The following is a 16919-nucleotide window of genomic DNA, read 5'->3' as shown; positions in this document are numbered from 1 at the left end:
GCGCATCAATGCACGACTGGTCTGTGATGCACTCAAGGCGGCGTTGTTCAAACGGGGCTACCCCTCAGGGGTGATTGTGCACACCGACCGTGGTAGCCAATACTGTTCGCAAGCCTATCAGCGATTGATTAAAGCTTATGACTTGAAATGCAGTATGAGCAGCAAAGGCAACTGCTACGACAATGCCGCCTGTGAGAGCTTCTTCCACACGCTCAAGGTCGAACATGTCTATCGCATTGCCTTTGAGTCAATGGAGCACGCCAGACGCGAAATCTTCTGGTTTATTGAAGCCTATTACAACTTCAAACGCAAACATTCAAAATTGGGATACCAAAGCCCTGTAAAATTTGAATCCGCAGCATCTAAAATAGCTGCTTAAACTGTCCGTTGAAATGAGGGCAGATCATAATCTATACTTAAGATTACTAGGCAGCCTTGTGAGCTGCCCCTAAGTCTACTTAACGCTGTATAGTTGAGCATAGTCAGTTGAGTTTACTAAGGTGAAATACCTGTTAAATTCTGGCTGAGATGTAATTAATTCGCCGCCTCTTTTGTTCGATATAAGTAAAGCATTCGCTCCAAATGACTTAATTTTATTTGCAAGTTGGCTAGAACTAAGGCCTAGGAGGTTTTGGTATCTTCCTTCACCAAAAACATCGCCAATTGTTCCGCTCGGTAAGTAATACAGGTCGGATTCTAAGCCTATTTGCACCAATCGATACTCGGGATGTGCGCGTAAAAATACTCCTATGTGGTATGAATATATTTTATCCTTTAAAAAGTCGCCCCTGCTTGCCCCATCAGCTTGTATTTTACTCAGTGTTTTGGGCATAAAAATTAGAAGTGCAATTAAAATTACTGGATAGGCTGCGTATTTTAATTTTTGATTTTTGGTAAAACGCTGTAAGTATATTCGTTTGAAGTTGGTTTGTTTTGTTCGGATATGTATCATGTGTAACGCCATCCATATACCTTGGGCAGCAAACAAGCTCATAAAGGGGTACACGGGGATAAGATACCTAGAGTAGTGAGAGGTGAAGTACCATGTTATAAAACCATAAATGCAAAAAAAGGCAATTGCTTTGGTTGATAGTGAAAAGCGTTTAAGAAAAAGCAGTGGAATGATAGATAACCAGAGTATTGGGGGAGGCCAATCAGCTACTCGCTTAAGGTCTGCAATTTGTAGTTGCATATCAAACTCGTTCCAGCTGTAATACCCAAAAATAGTTCCTGCCAATGGTTCAACGGGGTTTCCAGTTAAAATGTAGTTGCGTATGTACCAGTATGAGCATGGTAGTAAAAATGCTACGGTAAGTGCAGCATAGTTCTTGATTTTTCGTTCCTTGAAAAGAACTATTCCCGCAAGCAAAGGTATGTAAAAGAGTGATTGATATTTTGTGCCCACCGCTAAACCAATTAGGAACATGCCGATTAAAACGAATCTAAAGTTTCCGTTCCAATATCCTTGATAGACGCAAATAAAGCCAAAGAATAAAAACATCGTTAAACCGAGTTCAACGTATGCAGTTTGAGCAAGTCCATTAATTGTTGAAATAAAAATAATCGCCGCTAGGCTTGCGACATTATGATTAAATAGACTTCTTCCTAGCCCGTATAAGCCTAAGACTGTTACCATACCGGCACTGGCATGAAGCAAATGAGGTAGCACATCGTACCCAAAGACAAGACTTGCAGCATAGAGTAAATCAAAGTTATACGGGAAATAAGGATATCTCAACCATTTGTTAATTGTTAGAGCCCCTGCATTAGCCCATTCTCTGGCGTGGGGTAGGTGATACATGACCTCATCCCATGCGTTGGGAGGTGCTAGTGCCTTTAATATGGTGATGATTAAAAATACTAAAACGAGAGTTGTTGATAATGGATGTTGTGTGATTTTGTGCTGAAGTGCTTTAAGTGAGCTTTCAATGGTTTGCTTTTTTATATTTTGCTTTAGTTCGAGTATAAAAAAACATAATCCAACACATAATAATGTGCTGACGCTCCATAGCTTAAGATTTTCAAGGATGCCCAAAAATTGTAGCACCGTAATAAAAATACCCATGCCACAGCAAAGTTTTAGGCTGATGATAAATCCCGTACCTAAATGTTCTATAGACTTATTTGATTTAACTAAGCGAGCCCCTAGGCCATACGTGGACAGGAGAAAAATACTGAGTAAGGCTGTGTGTTGTAATATGAAAAGAAGTTTGGTCATAAAGGCATTAATTAAAAAAACTGGTTTTAGTGATGCTTACGCTTAATTTACAGATTGCTTGATGAGTTTTTGTGATTAAAAACATAGTAGCGTGAACTAGTGTAATTCAGCGCCATTGCTACTCCACTGCCAAAAGCAATCGCCAGTGCGGGTAAAAAAGAGTGTGTGCCCAGTATGTGCAGTGTAGCTGTAAAGACAGCGTAATTAACCATCCCACCCATTGTCATTAAAAGTAAGTAACGAAGATATTCTTGTCTAATAATGTCTGCAGGTCTTTTCTTTGTGTTATGTTTTTGAAAAGTAAAGGACTTATTTAAAATAAAAGTTGTACTCGCAGCTGCAACAAAAGAGGTTACACGAGCCTTATAGATTCCTGTTACCTCTTTGAGCAAATAAAACACGCACACATCAACTAAAAAACCGATAAGTCCTACAATAGCAAATCTTAGAATTGTGCTGTTTAGTATTTTACTCATCTTTGAATTGAGTGCGAGGTATTGATAAGTAAACCAATCTTTTGCTTTCATTTCTACCGCGTGTTACAGTTTCTAGAATAAAACCGCATGAAAAAGAGAGTAAACCTGTCAAAACCATAGCGGAAGACAAAATGGCTGTTGGTAAGCGAGGGACTAAACCTGTATTAAGATATTCAGATAAAAGCGGAATTGATAGACTAATCGCAGATGCGATAAATAGCGTGCCAAAAATACTAAAGAATGCCATAGGCCGCTCAACCATATAAAGTCGAAATATTGTTTTTAAAATCTTAAAGCCGTCTTTGTATGTGGACAACTTACTTTCAGAGCCTTCGAGTCGCTCACCGTAAGGGGTGTTTAGTTCGCCATATGGCATGCGTAATTCGAGCGCATGAATTGTTAATTCTGTTTCAATCTCAAAGCCTTTAGATAATGCGGGGAAGGATTTCGCATAGCGGCGAGAAAAAACTCGATAGCCAGATAGCATGTCTGTGAATTGTCCGCCAAAAACATGCTGAACTGTTTTTGTCAGCATTGTGTTTCCCCATCTGTGGCCACGTCGATAGGCGTCTGAATCTTGTTCTTCAACTCGCACCCCAACAACCATATCGAGATGCTCTTTACATAACTTTTCAATCAAGTGAAGGCTTGATGGCGCATAGTATGTGGCATCGCCATCTAACATGACGTAAATGTCTGCTTCAACATCAGCAAACATGCGTCGAACGACATTGCCTTTGCCTTTTAGTGCTACATTAATAACATGTGCACCTTCTAATTTGGCTACTTCAGCGGTTTTGTCCGTTGAGTTGTTGTCGAAAACGTAGATACTGGCTTCAGGTAATACTTTTTTCAAATCAAGAATAACAGAACCAATACTTTTTTCTTCGTTATAGCAAGGTATCACAACGGCAACCTTTAGACCTTTAAAAAAGCTCATGCAATCCTTTATTCGTGAAATATTTATGTCAGTAAGCGCATTTTAACATTAACTGGTTTGCTCTTTAATTTTCAAAATAGTATTTAGCACAGAACTGTTTTTATTATTACTCGTCAAAGGTTTAGTACACCATTGTTTAAGTTTGAGCGTTTGCCATCGTTGGCTACGGATAACAAAAAACCCGACAAACTCAATGTTCATTCGGGTTTTTTTGCTAACCATAGGCAATACTGGTTAATGTAAAATGGTGGCGAATCAGGGATTCGAACCCCGGACCTGCGGATTATGATTCCGTCGCTCTAACCGACTGAGCTAATTCGCCAAGACCGACATTATCGGCTTAAGATTGTTATGTGTCAAGCTTTTTATTATAGATTGTCTAGATTATCGTTGTGTTGGTCTTTTTCGATGGCGGCTGCGACACTGGCTTTGACGCTGTTGTTGAGTGAGGTTGATAGAATGCCGTAGTAGCTGGTGTAAGTGATGGCGTAGATGAATGTGAAGTTGAGCAGTGCCAGTAACATGGCGGTGAATACACCAACTGCTGGTAGCAGGTGCACTAAAATTGTGGCGATGCAGGTGAAGCCGAATAGTGTGAGCAGGGTGATGAGGCCTGCTAAGCCGATTGATAAAAAATTGCGCCCGATGCTGATGAGCGATAGTGCGACAGCTTGGTTGGGGTTTGCGTTTTGCCAGCCGATGAACATGGGGGCGTAGGTGAATAGGCTGGAAATCAGGATGTTGCTGATTTGGAAAGTGAGTAGTGCCAGTATGATGGGGTATTTTTTGATGAAAGCAACGGGGTCGTTAGCAAGTTCTTGGGCGAGGAGGGTGGGGTCGATGCTTGAGGCGTCGATGCCGCTCGTGTTGGCGACTCCCATTGCCATTCGCATGAGTTCGCCGCCGTCAATCAGTTGGGTGAGCAGTAGACAGCCTAGGGCAACGGTGGCGTAAAACACGCCGAGGGTGAATAGGTTTTTTCGGTTTGCGCCAAAAATTCCTGCAAAGACGTGTAATGGGTTGGCAGGTTGATTCGTGCGGACTTTTTGACAAATATCGGCCATGCCAAATGCGAGGACGGGAGTTAAAAATGAGCTGGCGACTGCGCCGATAAAGGGAAATGAGGCGAGCATCATCAGTGACAATAAAACCCAACTCGTGGCGAGAAATAGAATGAGCGGTTGTGCTTTGAGCAACGTCCATGCGTTGCGGTACCATGTGAATGCGTTTGAAATTGGGACTCGGGCGATTGTAAGGGGAATAATCATAATGCGTTTAGTGACTTTCAGATATAAATGTTGCAAATTGAGCGCGACGGCTTTTTAAGATGCGTTCAAAGTGTGTGGGGTCTTTGGGGGTGAGCATGGCAGCTTCGCGTGTACGGTAAAAGTCGTACAGTCGAGAAATCCAAAAACGCAGAGCGGCGGCGCGTAACATCATGCCCCAAGCGGTTTTGTCGTCGTCGGTCAGTGGAATAATGGCGGTGTAAGCGTCCATCATGGCGTTTAGGTGTTCGGGTAAAAACTCGCCTGTTGTGCGCTCGATGCACCAGTCATTGACAGTGACGGCGAGGTCAAACAGCCAACGGTCAACGCCTGCGAAGTAAAAATCAATGAATGAGGGCGCATCAGGGCTTGTAAATAAGACGTTGTCAACAAATAAATCGCAGTGTCCAACGCCCATGCGCAGGTTCTTGTATGTTTGGGTTTGCGCGAATGCGCTTTGTGCGGCGATTTCGTCTCGTAGAAGGTCGGCGATGTGGTCTGGTAGAAAGTCACTGACTTTGTTTTCCATCTGTTGCCACCAGTCTAGGCCGCGTAGGTTGGGTTGGTGAATGGCAAAATCTTGTCCTGCATGGTGCAGTTGCGCTAAGGTGCGGCCAACGCTGGCGCAGTGGGCTGGAGTGATTTCTTTGGCTTCTTGCCCTGATAGTTTGGATACCAATGCCGCGGGCTTGCCTGCCAAAGGACGGAATAATTGACCTTGGTTGTCCGCAAAGGGGCGTGGGACAGGGATGTTTTTGTCCGCGAGATGCTGCATCAGTTGTAGGTAAAACGGTAGTTGTTCGGGTGTCAGTACTTCAAAAATAGTGAGTACATAGTCGGTCGTTTTTGAATTATCGTTTAACGTGACAAAAAAATTGGAGTTTTCGATGCCGCTGGCAATGCCTTTAAACTCGACCAATGTGCCTAGTTTTAATGGCTCGAGCCAAGATGCGAGTTCGTTGGGGGTGATTTGGGTAAAAACTGCCATGATGGGCGTCTATCTTCAATAAAGGGAATAATAAAAATAAAAGTAATCGTCAGTAAACAGCCGTAACAGTCGTAATGGAAGTCGTTGTGTGCCTCTAATACGAAGTGTCGATGTGTTGTCGAACAATAACCATAGCGTGTGTTGAGTGTATAAACTTGCTCAATATTGGCTTTAAAATAAGCGGTTGCAAGTGAGTTGCAAATAATCACGCCAGTTTCAGTGCGTTCATAATCAACGGGCATTTTAACAAAAATGCGCACCTTCGGCGCGCATTTCAGGGGTTTATCATGTGATAACACTTTATTTTCACTTGATTTTCTTAGCTTTTTAAACTGTCAGCCATCAGCTGCGCTTGGCTGCGGGCAAGCTTGGCATCTTGTGCTTCGACCATGACGCGAATCAATGGCTCTGTTCCTGATGCACGGATTAAAATTCGTCCCGTATCACCCAGCGCCGCTTGTGCTTGTGCTTGTGCCACTTGTAAAGGTTCGTGTGACTCCCAGTCAAAACCCTTTTCAACATACACATTAATCATGGTTTGTGGATACATTTCCACGGGCGCAACCAAGTCTTTTAATGTTTTGTTCGTGCGGCGAATGGCTGATAATACTTGCAAAGCACTAATCATGCCGTCGCCCGTGGTGTGTTTGTCAAGACATAAAATGTGCCCTGAGCTCTCGCCGCCATACAGCCAGCGGCGTTCTTTTAGTTGCTCAAGTACGTAACGGTCGCCAACCTTTGCTCGTGCAAAAGCAATTCCGATTTTTTTGAGTGCTTTTTCTAAACCAAGGTTGCTCATGAGCGTGCCAACCACGCCTGCGACAGGTGTTTGCTTGTGGACTGTGGCGGCGATGGCGTAAATGAGTTGGTCGCCATCGTAAATGGTACCCTGAGCATCGACCATGACCAAGCGGTCGGCATCACCATCAAGGGCGATGCCCAAATCTGCACGGTTCGCCCGAACGGATAAGGCGAGTGCGTCAGGTGCAATGGCGCCAACGCCATCGTTGATGTTTAGACCGTTTGGAGAAGCTCCAATGGCGATGACTTCAGCGCCCAACTCATGCAATATCGGTTCAGCAATGTGATAGGCAGCGCCGTGAGCGGCATCGACGACGATGCGTAAACCGCGCAAATCTAAATCATTTGGAAAGGTTGATTTGCAAAACTCGATGTAACGACCTCGAGCATCGTCGAGTCGGCTGGCCTTGCCCAGTTGCTTCGAGGGGACGCAGCCCATTGGCTGGTTAAGTGCGGCTTCAATTTCAAGCTCTTTTTCATCGGGTAATTTGTCACCTTGCGATGAGAAAAATTTGATGCCGTTGTCTTCAAAGGGATTGTGAGAAGCTGAAATCACAACACCTGCTTGCAGACGCAACGCTCGTGTGAGATAGGCGATTGCAGGCGTTGGCATCGGGCCGCATAGCATAACGTCAACGCCTGCGGCGGCAAAACCTGCTTCCAGTGCTGCTTCAAGCATGTAACCTGAAATGCGTGTGTCTTTGCCGATAAGTACGCAAGGACGACCTTGGTCCGCCTCGTAGGAATCGTAAGCCAATACCTGACCTGCGGCATAACCCAAGCGCATAACGAAATCGGGAGTAATGGGTGTCGTGCCGACGCGACCACGCACGCCATCGGTTCCAAAATATTGTCGAGTCATGAAAGCCCCTTTGTTTGATGAGGTTCGAGTTGATTTTTTGATTTTATCGTTTTTTGAATATTTACAACGATAAGAAGCGTATCCAGATTGTCGATTTGTACGACTTCATTGTGGCGGTATTATTCCACAGCTCGAAACGACTGTGCGTTTTTTGATGGAGTTTTATGCGGATAAGGCGCGCCAGACGTTCAGGGCATCAACCGTTTGCGCCACATCATGCACGCGCACGACCTGTGCGCCTTGTGTCACAGCGTATAAAGCGGCTGCCACGCTGCCAGACACCCGTTCATCTGTTGCTTTGCCCGTCAAGTCGCCAATCATGCGCTTACGCGACAGTCCAACCAAAACGGTGGCTTGGGTGCAGGTTTGAATGTGCTCAAGTGTTTGTAATAATGTGATGTTGTGCGCCAAGGTCTTGCCAAAACCAATGCCAGGGTCTACGCACAAGCGGGCGGGGGCGATGCCCGCGTCCAATAATCGAGTGAGTTGTTGTTTTAAGAAGCAAGCGACGTCGCGGGTGACGTCATCATACGTGGGGTTGTCTTGCATGGTCTGTGGTGTGCCTTGCATGTGCATAATGCACAGACCACAATTGCTATCGGCTACCGCATCAATGGCGACAGGGCTATTAAATCCACGGACATCATTAATGATGTCGACTCCTTCGGAGAGCATCATGCGCATGACGTAGGGCTTATATGTGTCAATCGAAATGGGTTTGCCGCAATCAATTAAGGCTTGCACAATCGGCATTAATCGGCACAACTCTTCACATACTGATAAGGTTTGGGCATTCGGGCGAGTGGACTCGCCGCCGATGTCAATAATGTCCGCACCCGCTTCAATCATTTCATAAGCGCGGTCAAGCGCGGCTTGAGGTTCGATGAAACGTCCGCCATCTGAAAAAGAATCGGGCGTGATGTTCAAAATTCCCATGACTTGAGGCCGAGACACATCTAAATGATAGCGACCGCATTGCCAAATTCGGCTAGGGCTAGGCTGAGGGTTATTATTCTGCGGTGTTGGCATTTTTGGGGTGTTGAAGCTATGTTGGTTTAAGGTCTAGAAATTATAACGCGGTTTAAAAACATGCGCTGATGAGGTGTTTCGCTTGGTTTGTTGGATATCGAGCCGCCTTAGTTAAGTTTGCACGTTGGATACTACCCGAGCCTAACGGTTCAAGCTATAATGCTGCCACTATGACGACATCTGCTACTATTTCCTCGCCGCTTATTAAAAAAGCGGATTTGCTTGCGCCGATTGCGCAAGACATGCTGACATTAAACGAAACCATTCGTACCGCTTTGCACTCAGACGTACCGCTGGTGAATCAAATTGCGGACTATTTGATTTCAGCTGGGGGTAAGCGTTTGCGTCCCGCGATACATTTATTGTTGGCGCGTGCTCTGGGCTATCAGGGCGCACAACAATTTACTTTGGCGGCGGTGATTGAGTTTATTCATAGCGCGACGTTACTGCATGATGATGTGGTCGACGAGTCCGACTTGCGTCGAGGGCGTCAAACAGCAAACGCCATGTTTGGCAATGCGGCCAGCGTGTTGGTGGGGGATTTTCTCTATTCGCGCGCCTTTCAGATGATGACGTCGATTGGGCAATTGCGCGTCATGGATATATTGGCTGATACAACCAATATCATCGCGGAAGGCGAGGTTTTGCAGTTGTTAAATATCAATGACTCAAGCGTTACGGAAGCGCGTTATTTACAAGTGATTCATTACAAAACCGCTCGCTTATTTGAGGCTTCAACCCAGTTGGCGGCCGTGTTGCAAGGTTGTACCGCTGAGGAAGAGAACGCTTGTGCGACCTACGGGCGACATTTGGGCGCAGCTTTTCAATTGGCGGATGATATTTTGGATTATGCGGGCGACACCGAGACGTTGGGCAAAAATGTTGGAGATGATTTACGTGAAGGTAAACCGACACTGCCCTTGATTTATGTCATGGCGCATGGGGATGAGGATGAAAAAGCCATTGCTCGAACTGCTATTGAAAATGGCGGCATAGACCAGCATCACCCCGATTTTGCACGAATTTTAAACACAATACAATGCAATGGCGCGCTTAAATATACTCAAGATTTAGCAGAACGTGAAGCGCAACTTGCAAAAGACGCGTTGGTGTTTTTGCCCGAGTCGATGTATAAATCAGCTTTATTGGCCTTGGCTGATTATGCTGTGGCGCGTGACATTTAATTTTAAGCGAGATTATTTGTGGACAACCTTCCTTTAAGCGCACAGATTGGCATATTAATTGGTCTGTTGGCTTTATCAGGTTTTTTTGCCATGTCAGAAACAGCGATGATGGCGATTAACCGTTTTCGCTTACGACATCTGGTCAAGCAGGGCAGTCGCGCTGCGATTCGCACACAAGAGTTGTTAAATCAAACCGAGCGTCTGCTCGGTGTTTTATCAATTGGTAATAACGTTATTAATACCGTTGCCGCCACGTTATCCACATCCATTGCAATTCACTCATTCAGAGATAATGAATGGGCAGTGAGTATCGCAGCGGCTTTGATTTCATTCGCAATTATTGTTTTCAGTGAATTAACGCCTAAAGTGTTGGGCGCGTCTTTTCCTGAGAAAATCGCTTTGCCTGCCAGTTTTGTGCTCAAGCCGTTGTTGCGGTTGATTTATCCTGCCGTGTGGTTCTTAAATGTTTTTGTTTCGGGCTTGCTTGGGCTGTTTCGTATTAAAACCAATAGTGGTGAAGAAGAAACCCTTAGCCCTGAAGAATTGCGAGCTTTAATCATTGACCAGTCGCGTTTTATGCCGAAAAAGCACAAGAGCATTTTGCTGAACTTGTTCGATTTGGAAACGATTGAAGTGGATGACTTGATGACGCCGAGGGCGCGTATCGAGGCGTTAAATATTAATGATCCTATTGATAAAATTTTGCATCAGCTGGTGACTTGTTATCACAATAAGCTCCCCGTGTATGACGGTGAAATTAACAATATTCTCGGGATTTTTCATATTCGTAAAGCGTTGCATCATTTAGAGGATGGCTCGTTGACGCATGATGAAATTCGAAGTAATTTGAGTAAAGCTTATTTTGTACCCAGTGAAACAGCTATTTTTGAACAGCTCCAACATTTTCAGGAAGACCAACAGCGGCTAGGCATCGTGGTGGATGAGTACAGTGAGGTTTTGGGCTTGTTGACGATGGAAGACATCATCGAGGAAATGGTGGGTGAGTTTACTTCAGCCGCACCGAATGCCCGCTCCTACACGACGTGGGATAGCGATGGACAAGTGGTGCTTGATGCGTCCATGCCTTTGCGCCAAGTCAATCGCCGCTTGCATGTGCAATTGCCTTTGGATGGGCCAAAAACTTTGAATGGTCTTATTTTAGAAGAGCTGCAAGATATTCCCGATGCGCAAGTGAGTTTGCGTGTGGCAGGTTGTACGATGGAGGTATTGCAAGTGGATGAGCACGGCGTGCGTTCAGTGCGTTTGTATCGTCCGAAACCATAAAATTATTTGCAGTGACTTGCCTCGGTTCATTTTTGGAGTTTGCATGCGCAGTCAATCATGGTCAACATTAGCAAAACTGCTGATTCAGCATGAACACTTATCGATTGACTTGGCTTCAAACATTGCCAAGTCGGAGCCTGCTGATTCTATGGCTTGGATTCAATTGTTTTTATCGCACAGTGATACAGGCTTTACTGCAGATGACTTGGCGAAATGGTTGTCTGAGCGGACAGGCATTGCTCGCGTGAGTATTGCACAGTGGCAAGCATTTCTTCAGCACCCATCGATATCGACTGAGCACCCTCAATTTCCTCAAGCAGCGCAGGGGGGTGTGTGGTTGGGCGGCTCGCCCGCATGTGTGGGCGTGGTGGACCCGTCGGATGCGTTAGCGCTACAGCGTTTAAAATTTTTGATAAACATGTCTTTTGAATGGCGTGTTTTATCGGTCAATGAGTTTGAGCAGGCACAAGAGAAGAGCTCTTCTGGCCAAACCACTCATCGTTTTGTTGCTCAAGTCGCACCCACGGCATCAAATTTAGCTTTGGATATCAATCAAAACCGAAATGCCATTGATAGTCATGATGCGCCTGTGGTGCGTTATATTCAAGATGTATTGACACAGATGGTGCGTGAGCGGGCATCAGATGTACATTTTGAGCCTTTCGCGAATTTTTTTAGAATTCGGGCTCGCATCGATGGGGTCTTGCATGACGTGACGCAATTGGAGCCTCAGCTTAAGGAGCAAATGTCGGTGCGCTTGAAAGTTATGGCGCAATTGGATATTGCTGAAAAACGCGTGCCACAGGATGGGCGAATTAAACTATCGTTGCCTTCTGGCGAGACGGTTGACTGTCGAGTCAGTACTTTGCCTACTGTGTATGGTGAAAAAATTGTGGTGCGATTCTTAAATGGTCAAGGCTCTATTTTAAGTTTGTCTGCGCTCGGTTATGAGGCAGCGCAACTGCTTTTATTAGAAGAAGCTTTGAAACGACCGCATGGTTTAATTTTGATGACGGGGCCAACGGGCAGTGGTAAAACAATGTCTTTATATGGTTGTTTGGAGCGGCTCAATACGGATGAAGTCAATATCTCTACCGTAGAGGACCCCGTTGAGATGTTTATGGTAGGCGTGAACCAAGTCTCGATTAATGAAAAAGCTGGGGTTGGCTTTGCGACGGTATTACGCGCATTTTTGCGTCAAGACCCTGACATCATTATGGTGGGCGAAATTCGTGACCTTGAGACAGCAGATATTGCGCTCAAGGCGGCGCAAACAGGGCATTTGGTTTTTTCAACCTTACATACAAACGATGCGCCGCTTGCGTTGACCCGCTTGGCGCAAATGGGGGTGACGCCTTACAACATCGCTGCATCTGTTAGCGTCATTACGGCGCAACGTTTGGTGCGTCAGTTGTGCGATTGCAAAGTGCCGACTCAAATGGATGAGCAGTTGCTGGTTGGCGCGGGCTTTTCCATAAAAGATGCGCAGCAGGCAGATTGGCAACTTTACGCGCCAGCGGGTTGTAATCGTTGTCACCACACAGGTTTTTTAGGTCGCTTAGGTATTTTTCAGGTCATGCCCGTCTCTACGGACATGCAAAACTTAGTGATAAACAACGCCAGCGCTCACTTGATGCGCGAGCAAGCGAAGTTGGAGGGGGTGCTCAGTTTGCGTGAGGCTGGGTTGTTAAAAGTCAAAGCGGGTTTGTGCACGCTCAATGAGGTGATGGCAGCGACCATCTGAAATTTTAAAATATTAATATCATCAATGTCAGAACATCTTCATGCTTCTATTCAGCGTTACGCTTGGCACGGTCAAAATCGTGCGGGTCAAGCATTGTCTGGTGTTTTGTATGGTGAAGATAAAAATGCAGTTCGGGAGCAATTGGAGCAGCGAGGCATTATTGCCAAACATATCGAATGTCGACACGAGCCTTGGCGAAAGCCTGTGCCTCAACGAGAGGTGACTAAGTTTTTGCAAGAGTTGGGTGTCTTGTACGAAGCGGGCGTGCCGCTGTTGCGCATATTGGATGTGTTGTTACACAGTCAAAAAAATCGCTATTTTTATGCTGTCATTCAAACCATGCGGCTTGATATTGAGCGGGGTGAATTTTTGTACCGTGCTTTGCGCCATCATCCTCAGGTATTTGATGATTTGACCTGCAATTTAGTTGAAAGTGGTGAGATGGCGGGGCGATTGGCGGACGTATTGCGCAATATCGTTTATACGCAGGAGCGTCGTCAACAATTAATAACGCAAGTCCGTACGGCTTTATCCTATCCTCTATTTGTGGTTGGTATTGCGCTGCTGGTATGGATGGCTGTTTTGGGGTGGGTGGTGCCTGTGTTTGAGGGCGTGTATCGCAGCAATGGACAGGCATTACCTTGGCTGACTCAGCTCTTGGTTGATGTTTCACGACTGGTGCGTACCAATGGGTTGTGGTTGGTTGCGTTGTTTGTATTATGTATTGTTTTTTTATTGCGTTGGAAAAATGCCCGTTGGCTTTATTTCATTGATTGCTTGAAGCTGAAGCTGCCTGTTTTTGGCTCACTACTTCGCACTGCGTGGCACGCTCAGTTTGCGCGCACCTTGGCGCTTTTATATCAATCGGGCGTGCCTTTGCATCATTCGCTCAGTACTGCCTCGCGCAGTGTGCCCCACCGCCCGATGCAACATGCGATTGATGATTGCACACAACATGTTTTAAATGGACATAGCCTGTCTTCGTCGATGACGCAATACGCAATTTTTGAAACAGCTTTGATACAGCGCATTCAGATTGGCGAGGAATCAGGCATGTTGACAGATATGTTGATGCAGCACGCAACACACAATGAGTTCTTGGTGGAGCAAACCATTAAGCGACTGTCGGTGCTGATTGAACCCATATTGATAGTTTTGATTGGGTTGATGGTTGGGGTGATGGTCGTGGCACTGTATTGGCCGATATTAAATTTGGGAACTGTGGTGCGATGACTGAAGTGCTTTGGGTATTTGTTTTTATCATTGGGATTGTGTTGGGTAGTTTTGCCAATGTTCTGGTGCATCGTTTGCCGCTCATGATTATGAATAACGATAATGAGACAAAAAGCGCATCGCCATTCAATTTAGCTAAACCCGCATCGCATTGCCCATGTTGTCAGGCACCATTGCGTTGGTGGCAAAATATACCCGTGCTGAGTTTTTTGGTGCTTGGTGCTCGTTGTGGCTTGTGTCGGGCGCGCATCCCTTGGCGTTATCTCTTGATTGAGTTGGGTTCTGGTGTTTTTGCTTTGTATTGTTTTTGGTGGTTTGGTGCATCATTTGATGCGCTAATGTGGTTTTTCTTTTTGTATGTTGCATGGGTTGCTGCTTGGATTGATGCTGAACATTTTTTATTACCAGACGTGCTGACATTGTTGTTGCTTTGGGTTGCGCTTTTATGGAAAGCAATTGTTTATCCTGACTTACTGAGAGAGGCTGTATTAGGTGCTGCATTGGCTTACTCATTGTTGCGAGCCGTATATGAAGTGCACTTATTCTTCAGTAAACGACAAGGCATGGGTATGGGGGATATGAAGTTGTTTGCTGCCATCGGGGCTTGGTTTGGTTTAGTGCATGTGCCGAATGTGCTGCTGGTCGCATGTGCGACGGCTTTATTGTATGCGGTATATGCTCGCATGAGGCATCATGCTCACATGATTCCGCTCGGTCCTTTCTTAACACTAGGGGCGGTGGTTGTCTTAGTGCTGTCTCATCATCTTTAAGGTTGAATAAATCAAAATGATATTACATGAGCATTTACGCAAGATTGAACGCCCCAATCGGTTGCCGAGCCATGTTTTGAATATCGGATTAACGGGAGGTATGGGCAGTGGCAAGTCCACCGTGGCACGGCTATTATCAGAAAGCGGGGCGGCTGTTATAGATTTAGATGCCATTGCCCATGAGTTGACTGAATCTAATGGTGCTGCGATGTCTGAGATTGAACGAGTGTTTGGACGCAAGGTTTTGGCAGAAGATGGCGCATTGAATCGTGCGGTGATGAGAGAACTTATCTTTGGTCAACCACATCTCAAAGAGCGGCTTGAAACAATAATGCATCCATTAATTTTCTCTCAAGCGGTTGTTCAAGCACATCTGCGTGCTCAAGCCGATGTTTTATGTGTGGTGTACGATATTCCTCTTTTGGCTCGAAGCCATGAATGGCAAGCTTTACTGGACTGGATTGTTGTGGTTGACTGTGCGGAAGATATACGTGTTCAACGCATTTTGAAACGCAACCCCCAGCTCAATATTGAACAAATAAAAAAAATTATTTCCACGCAGGCAAGTTTTTCTGAAATGCAAACGATAGCGGATGTCGTTTTGAATAATTCAGAAAACGATGTCATTCACTTGCAACTCAAGGCGCAACTCAATATACTGGTAAGATATATAAGACATTTTAGTTCCTCTCACACGACATAAAATAGCTGTCCATGACCCAAGCCTCTCAAAACATACCTGCTCACACGCTATTTGAATTTCCTTTGAATGAGCGTTTTCGTACGTATCTACGTATGGAGGCTCTGTATCGCAGGTGGCAATATTTTTTACAAAAAGACGATGCTCAAGATCATCATTCAGCATTGTTGGTATTATTTGAGATTCATGAGTTCGCCTTTCGCTATGACCTAAAAGGCGACTTGTTACTAGACATCAATCGTTATAAAAGTGCGCTCAATTTGTTAAGACATCGCCCCAACTTGTCTGAAGAAAAGCTCACGCAAACATTGATGTATCTTAATGATGCGCAAAAACAAATCGAACAATCCTCTAAGTTTGGTAGTACCTTATCTGAAAACGACTGGTTATTAAACGTTAAAACCCGTATTGTTGTCGCGGGCGGTATTTGCAGCTTTGACGTTGCCTTCTACTATCAATGGTTGCAACAACCCGCGCATGTGCGTCGCATGGATTTGGAAATGTGGATGATGAACCTGATGCCCATGTTTGAAGGGCTTAAGTTAATCCTACTGATAGTCCGAGAAGCCAAAAAACATAAAACATGTGTCACTCAAGATAAGGCCTATCAACAGCCATTGAACGGCTCTCGTTTTGAAATGTTACAAATTGAACTGTCAGATAGATCCCCCTATTTACCAGACATCAGTGCCAATAAACATGTGATTTGGTTGAGATTCGCATTTCCAAATTTCCGCTCACAGCCATTGCACTTACGTCAAGAAATAGACCATGCTGAAATCACATTTGAACTAAACCTTTGCGGTATGTCGTCATAAACCCTAATATCCATAAGCCATGCCTCAAGTTTTATGCCCAAGCTGCGGGATGCAGCATGAATACGATACCTCCTCAACTTTTCGTCCTTTTTGCTCCGAGCGGTGCAAATTAATTGATTTAGGTGCTTGGTCGCAAGAAGCCTATCGCATTCCACTAGGCTCAGAGCAGGGCAGCGATGCTAACCAGGGGGCTGAAGGCTTAAGCGTAGTAGATTCGGCTTTTAGTCTGACGCGCCCACATTAACTTTAAACTTCTATTTTAAAAAAAACAGCGCAAAAACTTCTTGACAGAAAAGTTTGATGTGTTCATAATCTCGCTTCTGTTGTGGCCGAGGTCGCAGCAGGATGCGAAGGTTGTGCGGTGTTGAGTTTTAGATGGTTTATTAGTTGTGAAATATTTGCAAAAAATAAATTAAAAAAAGCTTGACGGAATAAAAAAACTGCTTCATAATCTCGCTTCTGTTCTGAATGAAGTTTAGGGCGAAAGCAGCAAAGCGACTGGGTGTCAAGATGCTCAGTTAAGACAAGATCTTTAAAAATTAACAGCCGATAAGTGTGGGCGTTTATGGTTCAGTCGAGTGACAAGTCACTAGACGTTAAACCAATA

The 16919-nt window shown here is 45.1% G+C and carries 16 protein-coding genes and 1 tRNA gene; 9 read left to right on the top strand and 8 right to left on the bottom strand.

What is annotated here, in order from left to right; all coding sequences use genetic code 11:
• Window positions 1-379, top strand: a 379-nt coding sequence (locus DFR44_RS10480) for an integrase core domain-containing protein (protein WP_162845228.1), incomplete at its 5' end; no start/stop codon positions are given.
• 75 nt (window positions 380-454) lie between these two features.
• Here DFR44_RS10480 and DFR44_RS10475 read toward each other — a convergent pair.
• The 8 genes from DFR44_RS10475 to folP all read right to left on the bottom strand — a co-directional run bounded on the left by DFR44_RS10475 (window position 455) and on the right by folP (window position 8579).
• The gene (locus DFR44_RS10475) at window positions 455-2218 is read right to left on the bottom strand and encodes an ArnT family glycosyltransferase (protein WP_133621520.1); all 1764 of its coding nucleotides are present in this window, start codon (window positions 2216-2218) and stop codon (window positions 455-457) included.
• A 47-nt stretch (window positions 2219-2265) separates the two neighbouring features.
• Entirely contained in the window at window positions 2266-2745 is a 480-nt protein-coding gene (locus tag DFR44_RS10470) for a GtrA family protein (RefSeq protein WP_133621519.1), read from the bottom strand.
• On the bottom strand, window positions 2687-3634 hold the full coding sequence (locus tag DFR44_RS10465) for a glycosyltransferase family 2 protein (protein ID WP_133621518.1): 948 nt from the start codon (window positions 3632-3634) through the stop codon (window positions 2687-2689). Before DFR44_RS10465 ends, DFR44_RS10470 begins: the two co-directional genes overlap by 59 nt.
• A gap of 245 nt (window positions 3635-3879) precedes the next feature.
• Window positions 3880-3956: transfer RNA gene (locus tag DFR44_RS10460), tRNA-Met, on the bottom strand.
• A 46-nt stretch (window positions 3957-4002) separates the two neighbouring features.
• A complete protein-coding gene (locus DFR44_RS10455) occupies window positions 4003-4902 on the bottom strand; it encodes a BPSS1780 family membrane protein (protein ID WP_133621517.1) in 900 nt (299 codons plus the stop codon).
• A gap of 7 nt (window positions 4903-4909) precedes the next feature.
• Complete coding sequence (locus DFR44_RS10450; RefSeq protein ID WP_133621516.1) at window positions 4910-5887, bottom strand: homoserine kinase; 978 nt, start codon at window positions 5885-5887, stop codon at window positions 4910-4912.
• Between the two features lie 319 nt (window positions 5888-6206).
• Window positions 6207-7550, bottom strand: a complete 1344-nt coding sequence (gene glmM, locus DFR44_RS10440) for a phosphoglucosamine mutase (RefSeq protein ID WP_133621514.1) — start codon at window positions 7548-7550, stop codon at window positions 6207-6209.
• A 162-nt stretch (window positions 7551-7712) separates the two neighbouring features.
• On the bottom strand, window positions 7713-8579 hold the full coding sequence (gene folP / locus DFR44_RS10435) for a dihydropteroate synthase (protein WP_133621513.1): 867 nt from the start codon (window positions 8577-8579) through the stop codon (window positions 7713-7715).
• A 170-nt stretch (window positions 8580-8749) separates the two neighbouring features.
• Between folP and ispB the strand changes: the two genes are divergently transcribed.
• Genes ispB through DFR44_RS10395 form a run of 8 tightly spaced genes read left to right on the top strand, consistent with a single transcriptional unit; the run spans window position 8750 to window position 16556 of the window.
• Complete coding sequence (ispB, locus tag DFR44_RS10430; RefSeq protein ID WP_133621512.1) at window positions 8750-9763, top strand: octaprenyl diphosphate synthase; 1014 nt, start codon at window positions 8750-8752, stop codon at window positions 9761-9763.
• 18 nt (window positions 9764-9781) lie between these two features.
• Window positions 9782-11047 carry an HlyC/CorC family transporter gene (locus DFR44_RS10425; RefSeq protein ID WP_133621511.1) on the top strand — a complete coding sequence of 422 codons (1266 nt, stop codon included), beginning with the start codon at window positions 9782-9784 and terminating at the stop codon, window positions 11045-11047.
• Between the two features lie 43 nt (window positions 11048-11090).
• Window positions 11091-12791: a GspE/PulE family protein gene (locus DFR44_RS10420; protein WP_162845251.1), complete on the top strand. Its 1701-nt coding sequence runs from the start codon at window positions 11091-11093 to the stop codon at window positions 12789-12791.
• A 24-nt stretch (window positions 12792-12815) separates the two neighbouring features.
• A complete protein-coding gene (locus DFR44_RS10415) occupies window positions 12816-14024 on the top strand; it encodes a type II secretion system F family protein (RefSeq protein ID WP_133621509.1) in 1209 nt (402 codons plus the stop codon).
• Window positions 14021-14794, top strand: coding sequence for a prepilin peptidase (locus DFR44_RS10410; protein ID WP_133621508.1), 774 nt, complete (start codon window positions 14021-14023; stop codon window positions 14792-14794). The genes DFR44_RS10415 and DFR44_RS10410 overlap by 4 nt, the downstream gene beginning before the upstream one ends.
• Window positions 14795-14810: 16 nt before the next feature.
• A complete protein-coding gene (gene coaE, locus DFR44_RS10405) occupies window positions 14811-15497 on the top strand; it encodes a dephospho-CoA kinase (protein WP_133621507.1) in 687 nt (228 codons plus the stop codon).
• 11 nt (window positions 15498-15508) lie between these two features.
• Entirely contained in the window at window positions 15509-16312 is an 804-nt protein-coding gene (gene zapD / locus DFR44_RS10400; RefSeq protein WP_133621506.1) for a cell division protein ZapD, read from the top strand.
• Window positions 16313-16331: 19 nt separating this feature from the next.
• Entirely contained in the window at window positions 16332-16556 is a 225-nt protein-coding gene (locus tag DFR44_RS10395) for a DNA gyrase inhibitor YacG (protein ID WP_133621505.1), read from the top strand.
• The last annotated feature ends 363 nt before the right edge of the window (window positions 16557-16919 follow it).

The organism is Hydromonas duriensis, assembly GCF_004363775.1.
GTDB lineage: Bacteria > Pseudomonadota > Gammaproteobacteria > Burkholderiales > Burkholderiaceae > Hydromonas > Hydromonas duriensis.
This window is presented reverse-complemented; position numbering and strand designations above follow the sequence as displayed.